The following is an 18,916-nucleotide window of genomic DNA, read 5'->3' on the forward strand; positions in this document are numbered from 1 at the left end:
GGAGGATTTATTATGAAAATTGCCTTAATTGCCCATGATATGAAAAAAGAAGATATCATTCAATTTGTGACAGCCTATAAAGATGTATTTGAGCAGCATGAATTATTTGCAACAGGTACGACTGGGAAACGAATCATGGAAGAAGTATCACTGCCTGTCCATCGTTTTCATTCAGGACCTCTTGGCGGAGATCAGGAAATAGGTGCAATGATTGCACGCGGAGAAATGGACATGGTCCTATTTTTCCGCGATCCTTTGACATCACAGCCGCATGAACCTGATGTATCTGCGCTTATCCGCCTATCAGATGTATATGAAATTCCCTTGGCAACAAATATGGGCACTGCAGAAGTGCTCATACAAGGTTTAAAACATGGGTATATGGACTGGCTAAAACTACGGCAAAAACAAGGTGAGATAAATGATAAACAAAAGTAATATAGATATCCTGGCTTTCGGGGCACATGCTGATGATGTTGAAATCGGTATGGGTGGCACAATCGCTAAATATGTGCAACAAGGCAGGAAAATTGTCATTTGTGATTTGACAAAAGCTGAAATGTCGTCCAATGGAACCGTTCCACTGCGGCAAGAGGAAGCCGATAAGGCTGCTGAAATCCTTGGGGTGAAGAGGATTTCCCTTAATCTGCCCGACAGGGGACTATACATGAAGGCGGAATACATAAACCAAATCATCACGGTCATTCGCCAATATAAACCTGCACTTGTATTTGCACCATTTTTGGAAGATCGCCATCCCGATCATGGTAACTGTGCCAAATTAGTCGAGGAAGCAGTTTTTTCGGCAGGAGTAAGAAAGTATATGGAAGAAGAAGGTCTGGGTTCCCATCGTATCCAAAATATGCACTATTATATGATCAATGGGTTTCACAAACCGGACTTCGTCGTGGATATCACGTCTACAATATCGAAAAAGCTGGATAGCCTTAGGGCATATGGGAGCCAATTCGAAAAAAGTCAGGTATCTGTAGAAACACCGTTAGTTAATGGCTATATCGAGACTGTAGAGGCACGGGAGCGGATGTTTGGCAAAGAAGTGGGTGTCGCCTTTGCGGAGGGATTCATGACAAAAAAACCGTTACTGATCGATGCCGACTTGTTAGGAGAATAATAATCTTATGAAATTAAAAATTGGAATTACCTGTTACCCGACAGTTGGGGGTTCTGGTGTCGTAGCAACTGAATTAGGTAAGATGCTTGCAGAAAAGGGACATGAAATACATTTCATTTCTTCAAGCATCCCTTTTCGCTTAAATAAGATGTACTGTAATATTTTTTATCACCAGGTTGAAGTGAACTCATATTCAGTCTTTCAATATCCGCCATATGACTTGGCGCTTGCGAGCAAGATGGCGGATGTCGTAAAACGGGAAAAATTAGATATCCTTCACGTTCACTATGCAATTCCACATGCTGTTTGTGCGATCCTTGCAAAGCAGATGTCAGGTAATGAAGTAAAGATCGTAACGACACTGCATGGTACGGATATCACCGTTTTGGGCCAGGATCCCTCATTGACCAATTTGATTAAATTCGGCATAGAGCAATCAGATGTCGTTACAGGAGTATCTAATTCCCTTGTTCAGCAAACGCACGAATTAATCGCGCCGGATAAGGAAATCAAAACCGTTTATAATTTCATTGATGAAAGAGAGTACCATAAATCCGATTCAGATTACCTTAAGGATGAATACGGAATCAGGGAAGATGAAAAAGTGATCATACATGTTTCGAATTTCCGTTCGGTCAAGCGAGTGAAAGATGTCATCCAGGCGTTTTATTTAACTCAAAAGAAAATGCCTGCAAAGCTACTGCTCGTAGGAGATGGGCCGGAAGTGACAACCGTATTGAAATTGGCTAAAGATCTTGGAATCGATGATGCGGTCTTGTTCCTTGGTAAGCAGGATAACCTTGCGGAATTATATTCAATCAGTGATTTGATATTTCTGTTATCGGAAAAAGAGAGTTTCGGACTTGTGCTGCTCGAGGCGATGGCATGTGGAGTTCCTTGTATCGGGACGAATATCGGGGGAATACCTGAAGTCATCGTTGATGGGGAGACTGGTTATATTTGTGAATTGGGAGATGTCAAAATGGTTGCTGAAAAAGCGGTTGGACTTTTAAGCGACCCGAGTTTACATAAACGCTTTTCTGAAGCTGCGCTGGAAAGGGCCAATACTGATTTCCATAGTGATACGGTTATGTCAGAGTATGAAGCCATCTACATTCAAGCACTTGAAGGTAAATCCATGGAATAGGGAGGAGACGCTGATGGATCGGTTATTCTTGAAATCAGTACCCATTCTGGAATTGATTGAAGAAGCAGGATATGAGGCTTATTTCGTTGGCGGCTCTGTAAGGGATTATATCCTTGGCAGGACAATAAACGATGTGGACATCGCTACTTCCGCAACACCCCAGGAAATCAAAAGGATTTTTCCTAATACGGCTGATATCGGAATCGACCACGGTACAGTGCTTGTCATTACGGATATGGGTACATACGAAATTACGACGTTTAGAACGGAAAGCGGGTATTCGGACTTTCGCAGGCCCGATGCCGTAAAGTTTGTCCGTTCTTTGACCGAAGATTTGCAAAGAAGAGATTTTACCATGAATGCAATAGCAATGGATAAGACCGGAAAGATCATCGATCCATTTAATGGTAAGCGTGATTTGGCACAAAAAAGGATTATCACAGTTGGTAACCCGCATGAAAGGTTTCATGAAGATGCATTGAGAATGATGCGTGCTTTAAGGTTCGTCAGTCAACTTGATTTTGAACTGGATCAAGAAACCTTTGATTCCCTTAAAGAGAACGCCCAGAACATCAGTGAAATCGCTGTCGAAAGAATCCTGGTTGAATTTGAGAAACTAGCGGCCGGCTCCAATAAGATAAAGGCTTTCTCACTCTTGCTGGAAAGCGGATTATATCAATACCTGCCTCTATTCTCAAGTAAAAAAGATCATCTGATGGACTTACTGAACCTGCCGCTTCATCAACTGAATGCGGCAGAAATATGGTCTATCATCATGATTCACACAAAGGATCAAGAAATCGAAGAGGCTTTGAGGGCATGGAAGCTGCCATTGAAAACGATAAGAAACGTTCAACGTACGATAAAGCTGGTGAAGAGTAAGGAACCATCAGCCATCGATGTATTTCAGGCAGGTCATGGCATAACGGTACAAGCTGCTAAAGTCAGAGCTGCACTGAATGCCGGGAATGTATCGGATGCTGAAGAGAATGCACACCAACGCTACAATGAACTTATTATAAAACAAATGTCGGATCTTGCCGTCACGGGGACGGATTTATTGATTTGGCATCAAGAGAAGCCAGGTCCATGGGTCAAGGAATACTTGGAAAAGATATTGAAAGCTGTCTTGAATGAAGAATTAAGAAATGATAAAGAAGAAATTAAGAGGTGGCTGGTGAAATGCAATCTGAGTTAAGAACAAAGCTGATGGAAGCCCTCTCAAAAGCGGATGGTGCGTTTATATCCGGTCAGGAAATTGCTGAATACATTGGCTGTTCGCGCACAGCGGTCTGGAAGCATATAGAAGACCTGCGCAGTGAAGGATATAATGTCGAAGCTATTAGGAAAAAAGGCTACCGGATCATATCGGCGCCGGAAAAAGTGTCCGAGAGCGAAATACAACTTGGCTTGGAAACAAAAACAATCGGCAAGATGATCCATTATCAGGAAACTGTTGAATCCACTCAAAAAATTGCGCATCAACTAGCAAATGAAGGCGTTCAGGAGGGAACCCTCGTCGTTGCCGAGGAGCAGTTATCCGGCAAAGGAAGGCTAATGAGATCTTGGCATTCCCCAAAATTCAGCGGGATATGGATGAGTCTGATCCTAAGACCGAAAATTCCGATTCATGAGGCGCCACAACTTACATTATTGGCCGCGGTCGCTGTAGCTCAGGCTATAGAGGATACCACTGATTTGAAGCCGCAGATAAAGTGGCCGAATGATATTTTGGTGAATCGCAAGAAAGTGGTGGGCATCCTGACGGAGATGCAGGCGGAGTCAGATAGAATCCATTCTGTCATTATCGGAATTGGAATGAATATCAATCAGCAATTGGAGGATTTTCCTGAAGAACTGCAGGAAAAAGCGTCCTCCCTACTCATAGAAAGTGGAGGGACGATTTCAAGGTCCAAGGTCATTCAACGAGCATTATTTCGTCTTGAAAATCTGTACGAACTCTATTTAGATCAAGGGTTCATGCCTATAAAGGATTTATGGGAGAGTTATGCGATCAGTCTTGGACAGGTAATCAAAGCCAGTACCGTTAATGACATGATTGTCGGTAAAGCATTGGGCATAACGGATTCAGGCGTTTTACTTCTCGAAGACGAAAAAGGTACCGTACATTCCATATATTCTGCTGATATTGAAATTCAGTAGATTTTTGTCAAATTCGTGAAAATTAAATAGAAAATTTCAAATTTGCTTGATATAATGCAAGTGGGCAGTATCTCATGTGAACTGCACCCCCATAAATACCAAATTATTTGAAAATCTGCCTTGATCCAGAGAACTGGACTGGGACGGAGGGATGAAACTTCTGATGAAACAAAGGGATTGACTAAAAAGCTAAGTGCTGTTTATTGATCGAATTGTGGCTTTTCATGCCATTTTTCGTAGCGAAACAGATACTTTTTTAGTCAGTCCTTTTTTTGCGCATGAATGTATAGACACCAGTTTTCGCTGATGTTTTCATCTCCTCCATTAAAAGGAGGAAACGTAATGAAATTGTCCGGAGATTTTTTGAAGATGAAACAAAATCAAGAGAAGATTGTCATGCTCACGGCTTATGATTACCCGTCAGCAAAGTTAGCCGAACAATCAGGTGTAGACATGATTTTAGTCGGTGATTCTTTAGGAATGGTCGTATTGGGGTATGGCTCAACGATTCCAGTTACGGTGAATGACATGATCCATCATACAAAGGCAGTAAAACGCGGGGCACCAAATACATTTGTCGTGACGGATATGCCCTTTATGAGCTATCACCTATCTATGGATGAAACACTGAAGAATGCAGCCCGGATCATGCAGGAAGGTCATGCGGACGCCGTGAAGCTCGAGGGAGCGGATGATGTAGTTGAAAAAATATCAGCATTGACAAAGGCAGGGATCCCGGTTGTAGCCCATCTTGGCTTGACTCCTCAATCCGTCGGTGTTCTGGGCGGATATAAAGTGCAAGGAAAAGATGCAGAAAGTGCAGCACAACTCTTGGAAGATGCGAGAAAGTGTGAAGCGGCAGGAGCGATGCTAGTAGTTTTTGAATGTGTTCCATATCAAGTGGGGGAACTCGTCACACGGAACCTCGAAATTCCAACCATTGGAATTGGAGCAGGTGCAGAAACGGATGGTCAAGTCCTCGTTTACCATGATGTCATCAAGTATGGGGTAGACCGGCTAGCGAAATTCGTAAAAGTTTATGGAGATGCAAATGAACTGATTGGCCAATCGATTACAAGCTTTGTGAATGAAGTGAAATCTAAAGATTTTCCGTCGGAAGAACATACATTCACGATGAAGGAAGAGCAGCTTTCTGAACTTTACGGAGGAAAAAGATGAAAACTTTTACATCAGCAGCTGATTTGCAATTGGCACTTAGAGAGGAAAAAAACAATCACAAAAGCATTGGCTATGTAGCGACAATGGGGTTTTTGCATGAGGGGCATGCAACCCTTTTGGAAATGGCCCGCAAAGAGAATGATATTGTGGTATTGAGTATTTTTGTAAATCCGATGCAGTTTGGACCGAATGAGGATTTTGAAACATATCCGCGGGATTTGGAACGGGATGAAAATGTCGCAGCCAATGGCGGAGTGGATTATCTCTTCTATCCAACAGTCCATGAAATGTACGGTGAAGAACCATCTGTGAAAGTTGTTGTCCAAAGCAGGACGGATGTTTTATGCGGGAGACAAAGGCCTGGACACTTTGATGGTGTAGCGACAGTCTTAACGAAATTCTTCAATATCATCCTTCCCGATAGAGCTTACTTTGGTAAGAAGGATGCCCAGCAAGTCGCCGTGATAGATGGACTGATCAAAGACTTCAATTTCCCTATCCAGCTTGTAGCTGTAGATACCGTACGCGAGGAAGATGGGTTAGCGAAGAGTTCGCGAAATGTGAACCTATCAGATCAAGAACGCATGGAGGCTAAAGAGCTGTACCAAAGTTTATTGAAGGCCAAAGAGGCGGTTGAATCAGGTGAAAGAAATGCAGCTACCGTCACGGCTCTAATTAGTGAACATATTACTGCCCAAACAAGTGGCGTGATTGACTATATTGAAGTCTATCAATACCCGGAACTTAAACCACTTGAATCACTGGCAGGAAACATCATCATTGCAATGGCTGTAAAGTTCAAGCGTGCAAGACTAATTGATAATATCACCTTATATATAGAATAAATCATAAGATCAGGGGGAATTGAGATGTTTCGAACGATGATGAATGGAAAAATCCACCGTGCACGGGTAACTGAAGCTAATTTGAATTATGTAGGCAGCATTACGATTGATGAAGATATAATAGATGCGGTGGGGATTTTGCCTAATGAGAAAGTCGCCATCGTGAATAATAATAATGGTGCAAGGCTTGAAACGTATGTGATTGCGGGTGAACGGGGTAGCGGTGTCGTGTGTTTGAATGGAGCGGCAGCTAGACTGGTGCAGCCGGATGATATCGTGATAATCATTTCTTATGTGATGGTTTCTGAGGATAAACTGGGAGATCACAAACCAAAAGTTGCGATCATGGATGAATACAATAAAATCATTGATTTAATTTCAAACGAACCTGCAGCTACAATCATGTAAGCGGAGGGCCGGCACATGTGCATGAAACATGCATATAGGTGCCGGCCCTTTTCGTCTTTTGATGAACGGCTTGTTTCCTTTATTACGATTATTATGGTATAAAAAAGATAAGAGAATTCCATCAGGAAGTGGAGAAAGCGAAGTTTGAGGTGTACAATTCATGATGCAACGATATGTAGTGGTCGATTTGGAAACAACAGGGAATTCTCCGAAAAAAGGAGATAGGATTATTCAATTTGCTGGAGTGGTCATCGAAAATGACCAAATCGTGGATGAATACTCGACATTCATCCACCCTGGACAGGAAATTTCCTTGTTTATTGAAGAATTGACCGGAATAAGCAACGAGACGGTAAAAAATGCACCTGACTTTGAAGATGTTGCAGAAAATATTGCCCGGCTTATAGAAGGGGCTTGTTTTGTTGCCCATAATGTTTTATTTGATTTATCTTTTTTACAGGAAGAACTAGTGCGATGCGGGTTTGAGCCGTTTTATGGTTCCACCCTTGATACAGTGGAGTTAGCGAAAATATTAAAACCAACATCCGATGGATATAAGCTACACCAGCTGGCTAAAGAAGAAAACCTAGATCATTCCAGGCCCCATCAAGCGGATAGTGATGCATATGCCACCGCTTTATTATTGTTGGAATTGAAAAAAAAGCTGATGAATCTTCCAGTCATGACACTTAAACAGTTGTATCGATTATCTTATTCCTTACAAAGTGAGGTTTCCGAATTAATAGATGCTTGCATTGCAAGCAAACTTGCTAAAGCAGAAGTCCATTCACCTGATCTAATCACTTATAGGGGCCTTGCCTTTAAAAAGGCTGAACATGAAGGTGATCATAAAGACACGGGGTCTAAATTCCCGCTCGACAATGAGGAAAAAGTAGCCATGCTCCAAAGTGCATTCCCTGCATTCGAAGCAAGAAGCGGACAACTTGATATGATGAACCTGATTCACAATTCTTTCGAAACCAGCCAGGATACAATCATTGAAGCTGGAACCGGTATTGGTAAATCGATAGGTTATCTGCTTCCGGCCGTTTATTTTGCAAAAAAACATCAAAAACCTGTCGTCGTTTCGACGTATACGCTTCAGTTGCAGGACCAACTACTTCAAAACGAGGTTCCTAAGCTTAAGAAAATCCTTCCTTTTACCTTTCAAGCTGTTTTACTGAAGGGGAGAAGCAATTATTTGAGCTTGGCAAAGTTCGAAAGGGCTTTGCGTGAAAAGGAAGATAATTATGAAACGGCCTTAACGAAAATGCAGATATTGGTTTGGCTTACTGAGACCGTAACAGGTGATAAAGATGAATTGAACCTTACAAGCGGCGGTCAGCTATTTTGGAATAGGCTTCAAAGTGATGGTCTTACATACGCCGGTTTAAAACAGCCCTGGCTTGAATTGGATTTTTTTGAACGGGCAAAAAAAACAGCTGCAAAGGCGGATATCATCATTACTAACCATTCATTTTTAATGACGGATCTTCTTACGGAAGACGCCTTGATTCCCAAAAAAGGGTATTTGGTTCTCGATGAAGCACACCATTTGGAACAGGCTGCATCCAAACAGCTTGGGAGCAGGCTTAATTACATTTCGGTGAAGACGATTTTGAACAGACTAGGGACATCGGATCAAAAGCAATTATTATATAAATTGGACAGGATGCTTTTGAATAACGGACTGACGGACGGGAGATCTTCACATGAATTGGATCAAAAGCTTAGTGATTTTTCGTATGAATTTGAACAGCTTTTTTATTACCTTTCCAATCAGGCGGAAAAACTTTCACGTTCTGTAAGTCCAAAACGGCTTTCATTCAAAATAGATGACGGAAGATGGGGAAAAGCGATTCTTGTCGCTGAGCGGTTGGTGGATTTATTAGGATACATCATCACGGAGTTAGAGAAAAGATTGGCCCTTTTATTGAATAATGAGTCCCCATTAGGGAAAAATTCATTATTTCACTTAAATGATATCGAGGTGCTGCTTGGACATTTACAGGATACCAGGGACTCCTTGCATGAGTTTTTCATCAAGCCTCATGAAGAAAATATTTATTGGCTTGATTATACGAATGCAGCACCTCAGCATGGGGTGACTTTGACGGTTCAGCCGATTGCAGGCAGTAAACGGCTATGGGATTCCTATTTCGGGCGCCAAAAAAGTGTGGTCATGACATCGGCAACCCTTGTGGTGAAGGATTCTTTTAAGTATTTTAAGGAACAACTCGGATTAGAGAATGAGCCTATGCAGACAGCAAGTTTTCCATCACCCTTTCCTTATAAGAAACTCGTAAAGGTACTGGTTCCAAATGATCTACCAGATATCAATTGTTTATCGGTGGAGGAATTCTCCGAAACCGCGGCAAACCATATTATTGCTGCCGCTCAGGCAGCGAAAGGGAGAATGATGGTATTATTCACCTCGCATGAAATGCTGCGCGCAACCTATCATTCGGTCAAAGATTGTGGTGTTCTGGATGAGTTCACCCTGTTTGCACAAGGGATTTCTGGCGGAAGCCGGATGAGGCTGCTCAGGAATTTCCAAAACTTCGAGAAAGCGGTCCTGTTTGGGACAACAAGCCTATGGGAGGGCGTCGATATCCCTGGCGAGGATTTATCTTGTTTAATCATTGTCAGGCTGCCTTTTTCGCCACCGGATGAACCAGTGACAGCTGCAAAATGCCAACTTCTCGAGAAGCAGGGGCGCAATCCATTCTCTGAGTATTCATTACCCGAAGCCCTATTAAGGTTCCGACAAGGTTTCGGCAGGCTTATACGCACTCCAGAAGATAAAGGGATTTTGGTTATACTTGATCGCCGCATCATCACTGCTAAATATGGAACTGAATTTCAAAAGGCGATTCCGAAAGTGGACTGGCACCAAGGCACTATTACAGAAATGGCTGAAATGATAGAAGAGTGGATTTAAAGGATCTTGATAATTCATTAATCCAGGAATTTTTATAATTTTTAAAGAAAAATAACCACTGAACTGGTATAATGTGATAGGTGGTAAAGCCTTCAAATCCTATTCATACCAGTGGTTGTTGACAATTTATTAAAATGGAGGGGCATTTTCATGGAAAGTAAAATCGAAGTAATTTCAACAGTCAGGTTGCAACATTCTCCTGATCTGTATAAAATTGTGGATTCCTTGAACCGAACATTGAAAAAAGATGATTTGATGTTCGGTCTGGCATTGGATTCCCAAGATCAAGAAAAAGCGATATTTACAATTTATCGTACATAGAAAGAAGGAAAAGCAGCTTTGAAAAAATGGTTGATTATTGCTTCTATCCTAGTCCTTTGTTTTATCGGATTTGTCAGCGGGGCATATATTAAAGCGTTGCAGCCTAAAAAAGAGGCTGGTAATGAGGCTTTTAAAAAGGCAAAGGAAGAGGGCGGCCTTGTTACCATGGAAGAATTCTACCTTTATAATGGGCAGGATTCATACTCTGTCATCATTGGTAAGGGGGAAAAAGGGACTAAAAAAATAGTCTGGCTTCCTGAGGACAAGAAGAAAGAAATAGTAGTGGAAAACTATAAAGATGGTAAATCAAAAAAAGAAATCATGAACATTGTCAAAGAAAAGCTTAATCCCCAAAAAATCATTTCGGTTAAGCTAGGCATGGAAAAGAACGTCCCGCTTTGGGAAGTAACGTATCTTGATGAATCCGAGCGCTTTAATTATGACTATTATGATTTTAAAACTGGGGAATGGCTAAAGTATTATCGAAGCATTTAGAATGGAGGATTAATTTAAAATGAAATTAGCGAACCGTGTTCAGTCATTAACGCCATCAACAACATTGGCCATTACGGCAAAAGCAAAGGAACTTAAGGCCCAAGGTTTAGATATAATTGGTTTGGGTGCAGGTGAACCAGACTATAATACGCCCAAACATATCATAGATGCAGCACTTCTTTCCATGAATGAAGGTCAAACTAAATACACGCCATCCGCTGGTCTGCCGAAGTTAAAAGAAGCAATTGCGGCTAAATTGAAGCGTGATCAGGGCTTGGATTACAAACCGTCTGAAATTGCAGTTGGCTCAGGTGCAAAGCACTCGCTGTACACATTGTTTCAAGCTATCCTGGATGAAGAAGATGAAGTCATTGTTCCGATACCATATTGGGTGAGCTATCCTGAGCAAATCAAGCTTGCTGACGGTAAGCCGGTTTATATAGTCGGTACGGAAGAAAATCAATATAAAATCACGAAAGAACAATTAGAACAAGCAATTACCGATAAAACGAAAGCGGTTATCATCAACTCTCCAAGCAATCCAACGGGCATGCTTTATTCCAGGGAAGAATTGGCGGCTATCGGGGAAGTTTGCCTGGCTCATGATATCTTGATCGTTTCCGACGAAATTTACGAAAAATTGGTTTATGGAAATGCTAAACATACATCCATTGCAGAGATTTCACCTGAATTGAAAAAGCAAACGATCATCATCAATGGTGTTTCTAAATCGCACTCGATGACTGGCTGGAGAATAGGTTATGCAGCCGGTGATGAATCCATCATTAAAGCAATGGCGAACCTTGCTAGTCATAGCACATCCAACCCAACGACAACCGCTCAATATGGTGCGATTGCGGCTTATGAAGGTACACAGGAGCCTGTTGAGGAAATGCGTCAAGCATTTGAAAGCCGTTTGAATAAAATCTATGATAAATTGGTTGAAATTCCAGGCGTAAGCTGCATAAAACCACAAGGGGCATTTTATTTATTCCCGAACGTTAAACGTGCAGTTGAATTAACAGGGTATAGCAATGTCGAAGATTTTACGACTGCGTTGCTTGAAGAAGCTCAAGTGGCTGTTATTCCAGGTTCAGGGTTCGGTGCACCTGATAACATCAGACTCTCTTATGCAACTTCACTGGAGCTGCTGGAAGCAGCCGTTGAAAGAATACATTCATTCGTTAATTCAAAAATGGCCTAATTTATTAAAAACCTGCAGACTGAGTCTGCAGGTTTTTTAGTTGGATTATATTTCGATACGTGAAGAAGGGGGGACATTGCGTGGGCTGCCGGATTTTCTAGATACATTCTGTCTATTCATAGGCACAGGTCATTCATATATGCAAAACAAGCATGTGAAAAATCATATATGATTTTTAATGAAAATCGATTGCAATCATATATGATTTCATATATGATGAAAATATGGAAGAGAAAAGCAAAAACCCCAGCAAAAAGCAACTAGCTTATGAGCACCTTCGTAAATTAATTTTGGATGGAACATATGGTTCTGGACAGCGGATCATTATCGATCAAACGGCAAAAGAACTTAGTTTAAGTCCGATTCCTGTCAGGGAAGCGATCAGGCAACTGGAATCTGACGGCCTTATTCAATATAAGCCTTATAGTGGAGCGGTGGTTACAAGCATAAATGAGAGCGAATACATTGAAACTCTTTCTGTTTTATCTCTGCTTGAAGGATATGCAGCTGCACTCAGTTCTTTAACCATGAATGATCATGATTTTGAAAATCTAATTAATTTAAACAATGAAATGGAAAAAGCCCTCCATAACTTTGAATTAGAGCTGTTTGGTAAATTAAACGAATGTTTCCATGCGGAAATTTATGAAAAGTGCGGAAATTCCTTTTTAATAGAGGAAATTAAACAGGCACAACAAAGAATGAATAGAGTCAGAAAGTCCATGTTCACCATGGTGCCGCAACGCGCAGTCCAATCGATTCGCGAACATGAAAGCATCATAAAGCTCCTAAAGGAAAAAGCATCTTTTGAAGAAATTGAATCATTGGTGAGAAAGCATAAACTGAATGCGATAAGCACTTTCAAGCAGAGGGCGGAAACTAATCAAGATCAGGCACTTTGATGACCCAGGCTTTGTTTTATTATAGTCGATTGATTATTGATAAAAGCAAAGCCGATTTTTTCACTTGAATTATTCGGAATATTCAAATAATAAAAAGGTGGTAGAAAAAATGTACGAGGAAATCAAAAGTCGTTTAAGAGGATCCATCGCACCCGTTATCACTCCCTTTGATGACAAGATGGAAGTTGATGTAAAGGCAATTGAAAATCTAGTAAACTGGCATATTGAAAGCGGTTCCCATGGGATTTCGGTATGCGGGACTACAGGCGAGCCGAGTTCACTTACGATTGAGGAACGGGAATTAGTGATGGAAACGGCAATTAAAGCAGCAAAAGCCCGTGTTCCAGTTGCACCAGGTACCGGATCTGCCAATCAGAAAGAAACGTTGCATTTGACAAAAAGGGCACAGGAAATGGGCGCGGATGCTGCTTTAGTCATCGTACCTTATTACAATAAACCGAATCAACAGGCACTTTATAATCATTTTAAAACCGTAGCTAATGCTGTTGATATCCCGCTGATCGTTTATAACATTCCTGGAAGAACGGCGACGAATTTAGAAGTGAAGACATTGGCACGTCTTGCTGAAGATTGTGAAAATATTATTGGTGTAAAAGAATCTAATAAAGATTTCGAACATGTGAACCGTGTCTTATTGAATTGCGGAAGGGATTTTCTCTTATATTCTGGCATTGAATTATTATGCTATCCAATGTTGGCTATTGGAGGGGCAGGACATATAAGTGCTACTGCCAATATCACTCCTAAAGAAGTGGCGGACATTTATAATTTTTGGGTGGAGGGTGATGTAGATAAGGCGCTTGACCTCCATTACAAATTAATGCCATTGAATGATGTTTTGTTTAAAGAAACCAATCCAGGACCATTAAAAGCTGCGATGGGGATGATGGGGAAAATCAATCCGGCATTAAGGCCGCCTATGGGACCGCCTTCGGAACCATTGGAAAAAGAACTGCGTGAAACCCTTCAATCATACGGGTTGATTGACCAAAAAATCCAGTCATAAGCTAGATTGGGAAGATTGCACAAATCCAAACGATTTTTGTCATCTTCCCGAATTATTTTTTAAAGGAGGATTTATCATGCAAACTTTTCCCGTGCAGGATGTGAAGCATTACGTCAATGGTCAATTTGTGGATGGTATTTCAGGAAAAACATTTGAAAATCTAAGCCCTTTTAATAATCAAGCAATCAATAATGTGGCAGAAGGGTTTAAAGAGGATATTGATCAAGCGGTCGCCGCCGCAAGAGCTGCATTCGATAATGGCCCATGGAGAACGATGAAAGTGGAAGAAAGATTGAAGTACATGAATAGGATTGCTGATCTAATTGAAGAAAATGCCGAAGAAATCTCCTTTTTGGAATCACTGGATACAGGGTTGCCGATTAGCCAGACAAAAAAACAAGCGGCAAGGGGAGCGGAGAATTTCCGTTTTTATTCTGAAATGGTGAAAAGCAGGCTGATAGGAGAGTCATATCAAGTGGATGACACTTTCATCAATTATACGATTCATAAACCGATAGGAGTGGCAGGATTAATCACTCCTTGGAATGCACCTTTCATGTTAGAAACCTGGAAGATCGCCCCGGCCCTGGCTACAGGTAATACATGTGTCCTTAAACCAGCGGAGTGGTCTCCATTGACTGCCAATAAATTAGCTCAAATCATTGATCAATCCGGTCTGCCAAAAGGCGTATTCAATATTGTTCACGGTTTTGGGGAGACAGCGGGGGCGTCCTTGGTTGCCCATCCTGAAGTCCAATTGATATCCTTTACCGGAGAAACGACAACCGGCGCTGAAATCATTAAAAATGGTGCAGATACAATGAAACGTTTTTCCATGGAACTCGGCGGTAAATCACCAGCAGTCATTTTTGAAGATGCCGATTTAGAAAAGGCCCTGGATTCAGTGGTATGGGGAATCTATTCGTTCAATGGGGAGCGCTGCACAGCCAATTCCAGATTATTTGTCCATGAATCGATAATAGACCAGTTCGTGGCAGAATTGAAGGAACGTGTTCATAATATCAAGATTGGAAACCCAATGGATCCAGACACGGAAATCGGACCGCTGATCCATCGTAACCATTTTAATAATGTCTCCCGATATCTGGATATAGCAAAAGATGAAGGGGCGGAAATTGTAAGCGGTGCCATACCAAGTGCATTCAAGGAAGGGAATTATATTGCCCCGACGCTTCTTTTGAACTGTACAAATGATATGACGGTGGCACAAGAAGAGATTTTTGGCCCTGTCATGGCAGTCATTCCTTTCAAGACTGAAGAGGAAGTACTGAGAATGGCTAATGATGTAAAGTATGGGCTAGCTGCTTATGTATGGACCAATGATATGAAACGTGGACATAGGTTTGCTCAAGCTGTCGATAGTGGGATGGTCTGGGTGAATTCCCAAAACGTTAGGGATTTGCGGATTCCTTTTGGAGGGTCGAAATATAGTGGGGTAGGACGTGAAGGCGGCCATTATAGCTTTGAATTCTATACGGAAACACAAGTTATCCACGTGGCAATTGGAGAACATCACATTCCGAAATTTGGCGACGTAAAACAAAATGCCGTTTCTTCTGCTGAAAAATAATCCGGGTTTCATTAAAGAAGGGGAGAATACTATGAATTTTTCTATTATTCGTGTTGCGAGAACGATACTTAATGTAACAGATTTAGATAAATCAAGAGCCTTTTATGTGGATGCTTTAGGTTTTATTGAAACGGAAAGAACGAATGACCACATATATTTACGTGGTTTAGAGGAAGCGCATCATCATTCGCTTATCTTGCAAAAGGCAGAAAAGCCAAGCGTTGAGGCAATAGGATACAAGGTTGAAAAAGAGGAAGACCTTGAAGGGTTGGAATCTTTCTTCCTATCCAAGGGAATGAAAATGAAGTGGATGCAGGAAGGAACACAGCATGCACTAGGCAAGTCACTGCGAGTTCAGGATATTTCAGGATTGCCAGTAGAGTTTTTTTACAAAATGGATAAAGCCGAGAGATTGCTGCAACGATATGATATGCATAGGGGTTCGAGGGTCCAAAGAATCGATCATGTGAATTGTTGTGTGCCAAATGTGCAAAAAGCCTCTGACTTTTATATGAAAGAATTAGGTTTTGCCTGCTCGGAAGATACTGTGGATGAGTCGGGCAAATTATGGGCAACGTGGCTACATAGAAAGCAAACGGTCCATGACCAGGCATTCATGAACGGTATCGGTCCAAGACTTCATCATGTAGGCTTCTTTCTGCCTGACCCGCTTGCACTTATCCATGCCTGTGATGTACTGGCATCTCTCGGATATGCACAGTCAATCGAACGCGGCCCGGGAAGGCATGGCCTATCCAATGCATTCTTCCTATATTTAAGAGATCCGGATGGTCACAGGATTGAATTATACAATGGGGATTACTTAACATCTGACCCGGATACCGAACCGATTCATTGGGATTTGAATGATCCAAGACGCCAGACATTCTGGGGAGCCCAAGCTCCGGATTCATGGTTTGATGAGGCATCTTCTGTGCTTGATATAATATCAGGAGAAGAAGTTCCTCTTAAAGAACCGATCCTGGCAAAAAGTAAGCCTGAATTCATCATATAAAAAGAAGCGGGATTTAGGATGGAACATGGAATATTCAGGAAAAACATACTTGGACTCTCATAGTCTTTTCAATAGGGCGCCTGTGCAATTGGTGAAAAGTTGATGGAAGACTGCTTGATAAGGAATAGCCCATCAAATAATGGACGGATCCTTTCAAGGGAGTTGGCACTTACATTTCCGTGATTCTCTTCCCTTGAAAGGAAAGAAGATTCATATCAAATGGAAAAGTAATGTATCAAGAAGTCGAAACAGATGAAGGATAGGCGAGCCAAGACTATTGTGAAAGTGCAAACCTTTTAAAAGATATGGTCTGGGACAGGGCAGCAGTGGGAGCTTACTGCTGCCCTATTTGTAAGTTTCATCGGTTTCACAAAAGGAGTATGGAAAGCTTAGGGAATGGGCTTCAGACCCTCTTTGGGCAGATGAGGTTGTAGGTATTCTGGGATGGAGGGGGATCTGTGCCATTGAAGAATGAGGCTGACATTGGAGGAACACTACCAGGACCGTCCTTGTAAAAATAAATATCAGAAGAGGTGTGTAGAGATGGTTCGGCTGGAAAAAAACCTTGATGAATCGGAACAAACCAATCTAGTGGATTATGAAAAGATTGTTGCCTCGAAAGAGTTTCAGAATATGCTCTCCGACAAAAAGAAGTTCGTCATCCCTTTTACGATTTTCTTTATGGGATATTCCTTGCTTTTACCCTTCTTAGTTTTTTACACAGATATCCTGGATCACCCTTTCATCGGGGACATAACCTGGGCGTGGGCGTACGGTGTCTCCATTACGGTTATGTCTGTATGGGTTTGCAGCATATATGTAAGGAAATCTGAAAGAATCGATGAACAAATAAAAGAAATCATCGAGAAAGAAGGGCTTTGAAACATGAATTGGACAGTTATCATTCTCTTTGCGCTAATGTCGTTAGGTACTCTTTTCATCACGTATTTCGCTTCCAAAAAAACTAAAACGGCAGGCTCCTTTTATACGGCTGGGGGCGGGTTGACCGCTAGGCAAAATGGACTTGCATTGGCCGGGGATTTTATGTCGGCTTCCACGTTTTTAGGGTTGATAGGGGCATTTTCCTTAACGGGATATGATGGATTTTTCCTGATGTATGGAGCACTTGTTTCATTTCTTGTGGTGTTATTCCTAGTGGCTGAGCCATTAAGGAACTTAGGGAAATACACATTGGCTGATATGGTGACTACAAGGTTTAAATATAAACAGGTCCGGGGAGTGACCGCATTTAATACCCTGGTGATATCAGTCATGTACATGCTGGGGCAACTTGTTGCTGCAGGCGCTTTATTTAAATTGCTTTTGGACATCCCGTATAATACCTCTGTCATCATCGTAGGTATTGTAATGCTGGTATTTGTTCTATTCGGGGGGATGACGGCGACGAGCTGGGTGCAGATCATTAAAGCCATCCTGCTGATAGGCGGAGTGTTTATATTATTCATGATCGTCATGTGGAAGTTGAATTTTAGTTTCATCGGAATTTTCACGGATATGAAAACAGCGACACCGATGGGAGCTGATTACCTGAGAGCAGGTATTAAATATGCCAGTGGGTGGGATGCAGCATCCTTGTCACTGGGCCTGATTCTGGGAACGGCAGGTCTGCCTCACATTTTAATACGTTTTTTGACTGTCCCGAATGCACGAGTGGCAAGAAAGTCGGTTGTTTGGGTGATGTGGATTATGGGTGCATTTCATATCATGGTCATTTTTCTCGGATTCGGTGCTGCTAAGTTGGTCGGAACATCGAATATCATGGCCGCTAATCCAGCAGGTAACATGGCTGCACCTTTATTGGCCCAACTTGTGGGCGGGGACATCTTATTCGCATTTATTGCGGCCGTTTCCTTCGCAACGATACTCGCAGTAGTTGCAGGAATCGTTTTAACAGGTGCTACGGCATTTTCACATGATTTTTATAATGAAATATTAAAAGATGGAAAAGCGACGGAAAAACAGCAAATGACGATGGCTAGATGGGCTTCTATTGGTGTGACTGCACTTGCGATTGTTTTATCATTAGGTCTGCAGGAATTCAATGTAGCGTTTCTGGCATCTATCGCCTTTACATTGGCCGCCAGTTCGAATTTGCCAGTAATCCTTCTTACGATCTATTGGAAAAAATTCAATAAAACTGGAGCGATAGTCGGTATGATGACAGGTCTTTTTGGAACACTTTTGCTCGTGGCCCTCAGTCCAAATGTCTGGAACCCGGTCCCCGGAGCATCCATAATGACAGGTGAACCGATTTTCCCTTTGAATTCACCAGGAATCGTTTCCATTCCGCTTGGATTCATCGCCTGCTATTTAGGTGCCTTGATCGGTAATCGCAGGACCGGTCCGAAAACGGTTGCAAAAGACAATTATAATGAAATCCTGGTAAAGTCCAATACCGGTCATGATGTTAAGGGGGTTTTGCGACATTAAATGATGTAAAGGCATGCCTATTAATAAAGCGCAGTCCAACGCAATTGTGAATGGATTTGAAAAAGCGGCCATCAAATGATAGGTTGCTTTTTTCT

At 41.8% G+C, this 18,916-nt stretch carries 18 protein-coding genes; all 18 read left to right on the forward strand.

Features of this window, described 5'->3' with window-relative positions; genetic code table 11:
- The first annotated feature begins 12 nt into the window (after nucleotides 1–12).
- The 18 genes from AC3WLU_RS11660 to AC3WLU_RS11745 all read left to right on the forward strand — a co-directional run bounded on the left by AC3WLU_RS11660 (nucleotide 13) and on the right by AC3WLU_RS11745 (nucleotide 18,821).
- On the forward strand, nucleotides 13–438 hold the full coding sequence (locus tag AC3WLU_RS11660) for a methylglyoxal synthase (RefSeq protein WP_048681639.1): 426 nt from the start codon (nucleotides 13–15) through the stop codon (nucleotides 436–438).
- On the forward strand, nucleotides 422–1,132 hold the full coding sequence (gene bshB1, locus AC3WLU_RS11665) for a bacillithiol biosynthesis deacetylase BshB1 (protein WP_369314989.1): 711 nt from the start codon (nucleotides 422–424) through the stop codon (nucleotides 1,130–1,132). The genes AC3WLU_RS11660 and bshB1 overlap by 17 nt, the downstream gene beginning before the upstream one ends.
- Nucleotides 1,133–1,139: 7 nt before the next feature.
- The gene (bshA, locus tag AC3WLU_RS11670) at nucleotides 1,140–2,279 is read left to right on the forward strand and encodes an N-acetyl-alpha-D-glucosaminyl L-malate synthase BshA (protein ID WP_063575754.1); all 1,140 of its coding nucleotides are present in this window, start codon (nucleotides 1,140–1,142) and stop codon (nucleotides 2,277–2,279) included.
- A 13-nt stretch (nucleotides 2,280–2,292) separates the two neighbouring features.
- Nucleotides 2,293–3,477 (forward strand): CCA tRNA nucleotidyltransferase, encoded by a 1,185-nt coding sequence (locus AC3WLU_RS11675; protein ID WP_268564144.1) that lies wholly within the window; start codon nucleotides 2,293–2,295, stop codon nucleotides 3,475–3,477.
- Complete coding sequence (locus AC3WLU_RS11680) at nucleotides 3,462–4,442, forward strand: biotin--[acetyl-CoA-carboxylase] ligase (protein ID WP_413000909.1); 981 nt, start codon at nucleotides 3,462–3,464, stop codon at nucleotides 4,440–4,442. Before AC3WLU_RS11675 ends, AC3WLU_RS11680 begins: the two co-directional genes overlap by 16 nt.
- 342 nt (nucleotides 4,443–4,784) lie before the next feature.
- The gene (gene panB / locus AC3WLU_RS11685; RefSeq protein WP_492597284.1) at nucleotides 4,785–5,621 is read left to right on the forward strand and encodes a 3-methyl-2-oxobutanoate hydroxymethyltransferase; all 837 of its coding nucleotides are present in this window, start codon (nucleotides 4,785–4,787) and stop codon (nucleotides 5,619–5,621) included.
- Complete coding sequence (panC, locus tag AC3WLU_RS11690) at nucleotides 5,618–6,466, forward strand: pantoate--beta-alanine ligase (protein WP_413000911.1); 849 nt, start codon at nucleotides 5,618–5,620, stop codon at nucleotides 6,464–6,466. Before panB ends, panC begins: the two co-directional genes overlap by 4 nt.
- 24 nt (nucleotides 6,467–6,490) lie before the next feature.
- Complete coding sequence (panD, locus tag AC3WLU_RS11695) at nucleotides 6,491–6,874, forward strand: aspartate 1-decarboxylase (RefSeq protein WP_057276303.1); 384 nt, start codon at nucleotides 6,491–6,493, stop codon at nucleotides 6,872–6,874.
- 160 nt (nucleotides 6,875–7,034) lie between these two features.
- The gene (gene dinG, locus AC3WLU_RS11700) at nucleotides 7,035–9,815 is read left to right on the forward strand and encodes an ATP-dependent DNA helicase DinG (protein ID WP_492597285.1); all 2,781 of its coding nucleotides are present in this window, start codon (nucleotides 7,035–7,037) and stop codon (nucleotides 9,813–9,815) included.
- Nucleotides 9,816–9,965: 150 nt separating this feature from the next.
- Nucleotides 9,966–10,136, forward strand: coding sequence for a YpmA family protein (locus AC3WLU_RS11705; RefSeq protein ID WP_065310840.1), 171 nt, complete (start codon nucleotides 9,966–9,968; stop codon nucleotides 10,134–10,136).
- An 18-nt stretch (nucleotides 10,137–10,154) separates the two neighbouring features.
- Nucleotides 10,155–10,631, forward strand: a complete 477-nt coding sequence (locus tag AC3WLU_RS11710; protein WP_034307930.1) for a cell wall elongation regulator TseB-like domain-containing protein — start codon at nucleotides 10,155–10,157, stop codon at nucleotides 10,629–10,631.
- Between the two features lie 19 nt (nucleotides 10,632–10,650).
- Nucleotides 10,651–11,835: a pyridoxal phosphate-dependent aminotransferase gene (locus tag AC3WLU_RS11715; protein WP_063575758.1), complete on the forward strand. Its 1,185-nt coding sequence runs from the start codon at nucleotides 10,651–10,653 to the stop codon at nucleotides 11,833–11,835.
- 224 nt (nucleotides 11,836–12,059) lie between these two features.
- Nucleotides 12,060–12,737: a GntR family transcriptional regulator gene (locus AC3WLU_RS11720; protein WP_057276306.1), complete on the forward strand. Its 678-nt coding sequence runs from the start codon at nucleotides 12,060–12,062 to the stop codon at nucleotides 12,735–12,737.
- A 109-nt stretch (nucleotides 12,738–12,846) separates the two neighbouring features.
- Entirely contained in the window at nucleotides 12,847–13,764 is a 918-nt protein-coding gene (hpaI, locus tag AC3WLU_RS11725) for a 2,4-dihydroxyhept-2-ene-1,7-dioic acid aldolase (protein WP_353749981.1), read from the forward strand.
- Between the two features lie 76 nt (nucleotides 13,765–13,840).
- On the forward strand, nucleotides 13,841–15,355 hold the full coding sequence (gene hpaE, locus AC3WLU_RS11730) for a 5-carboxymethyl-2-hydroxymuconate semialdehyde dehydrogenase (RefSeq protein ID WP_057276308.1): 1,515 nt from the start codon (nucleotides 13,841–13,843) through the stop codon (nucleotides 15,353–15,355).
- A gap of 31 nt (nucleotides 15,356–15,386) precedes the next feature.
- Complete coding sequence (gene hpaD, locus AC3WLU_RS11735) at nucleotides 15,387–16,370, forward strand: 3,4-dihydroxyphenylacetate 2,3-dioxygenase (protein ID WP_134782127.1); 984 nt, start codon at nucleotides 15,387–15,389, stop codon at nucleotides 16,368–16,370.
- Nucleotides 16,371–16,913: 543 nt separating this feature from the next.
- A complete protein-coding gene (locus tag AC3WLU_RS11740; RefSeq protein ID WP_063575763.1) occupies nucleotides 16,914–17,252 on the forward strand; it encodes a DUF485 domain-containing protein in 339 nt (112 codons plus the stop codon).
- 3 nt (nucleotides 17,253–17,255) lie between these two features.
- Nucleotides 17,256–18,821: a solute symporter family protein gene (locus tag AC3WLU_RS11745; RefSeq protein ID WP_063575764.1), complete on the forward strand. Its 1,566-nt coding sequence runs from the start codon at nucleotides 17,256–17,258 to the stop codon at nucleotides 18,819–18,821.
- The last annotated feature ends 95 nt before the right edge of the window (nucleotides 18,822–18,916 follow it).

This window comes from Peribacillus sp. FW305-BF15, assembly GCF_058783805.1.

Coding starts and splice junctions, on each gene's coding strand:
- AC3WLU_RS11660 (WP_048681639.1), top strand. CDS start 13: ATGAAAATTGCCTTAATTGCCCATGATATGAAAAAAGAAGATATCATT.
- bshB1 (WP_369314989.1), top strand. CDS start 422: ATGATAAACAAAAGTAATATAGATATCCTGGCTTTCGGGGCACATGCT.
- bshA (WP_063575754.1), top strand. CDS start 1,140: ATGAAATTAAAAATTGGAATTACCTGTTACCCGACAGTTGGGGGTTCT.
- AC3WLU_RS11675 (WP_268564144.1), top strand. CDS start 2,293: ATGGATCGGTTATTCTTGAAATCAGTACCCATTCTGGAATTGATTGAA.
- AC3WLU_RS11680 (WP_413000909.1), top strand. CDS start 3,462: ATGCAATCTGAGTTAAGAACAAAGCTGATGGAAGCCCTCTCAAAAGCG.
- panB (WP_492597284.1), top strand. CDS start 4,785: ATGAAATTGTCCGGAGATTTTTTGAAGATGAAACAAAATCAAGAGAAG.
- panC (WP_413000911.1), top strand. CDS start 5,618: ATGAAAACTTTTACATCAGCAGCTGATTTGCAATTGGCACTTAGAGAG.
- panD (WP_057276303.1), top strand. CDS start 6,491: ATGTTTCGAACGATGATGAATGGAAAAATCCACCGTGCACGGGTAACT.
- dinG (WP_492597285.1), top strand. CDS start 7,035: ATGATGCAACGATATGTAGTGGTCGATTTGGAAACAACAGGGAATTCT.
- AC3WLU_RS11705 (WP_065310840.1), top strand. CDS start 9,966: ATGGAAAGTAAAATCGAAGTAATTTCAACAGTCAGGTTGCAACATTCT.
- AC3WLU_RS11715 (WP_063575758.1), top strand. CDS start 10,651: ATGAAATTAGCGAACCGTGTTCAGTCATTAACGCCATCAACAACATTG.
- AC3WLU_RS11720 (WP_057276306.1), top strand. CDS start 12,060: ATGGAAGAGAAAAGCAAAAACCCCAGCAAAAAGCAACTAGCTTATGAG.
- hpaI (WP_353749981.1), top strand. CDS start 12,847: ATGTACGAGGAAATCAAAAGTCGTTTAAGAGGATCCATCGCACCCGTT.
- hpaE (WP_057276308.1), top strand. CDS start 13,841: ATGCAAACTTTTCCCGTGCAGGATGTGAAGCATTACGTCAATGGTCAA.
- hpaD (WP_134782127.1), top strand. CDS start 15,387: ATGAATTTTTCTATTATTCGTGTTGCGAGAACGATACTTAATGTAACA.
- AC3WLU_RS11740 (WP_063575763.1), top strand. CDS start 16,914: ATGGTTCGGCTGGAAAAAAACCTTGATGAATCGGAACAAACCAATCTA.
- AC3WLU_RS11745 (WP_063575764.1), top strand. CDS start 17,256: ATGAATTGGACAGTTATCATTCTCTTTGCGCTAATGTCGTTAGGTACT.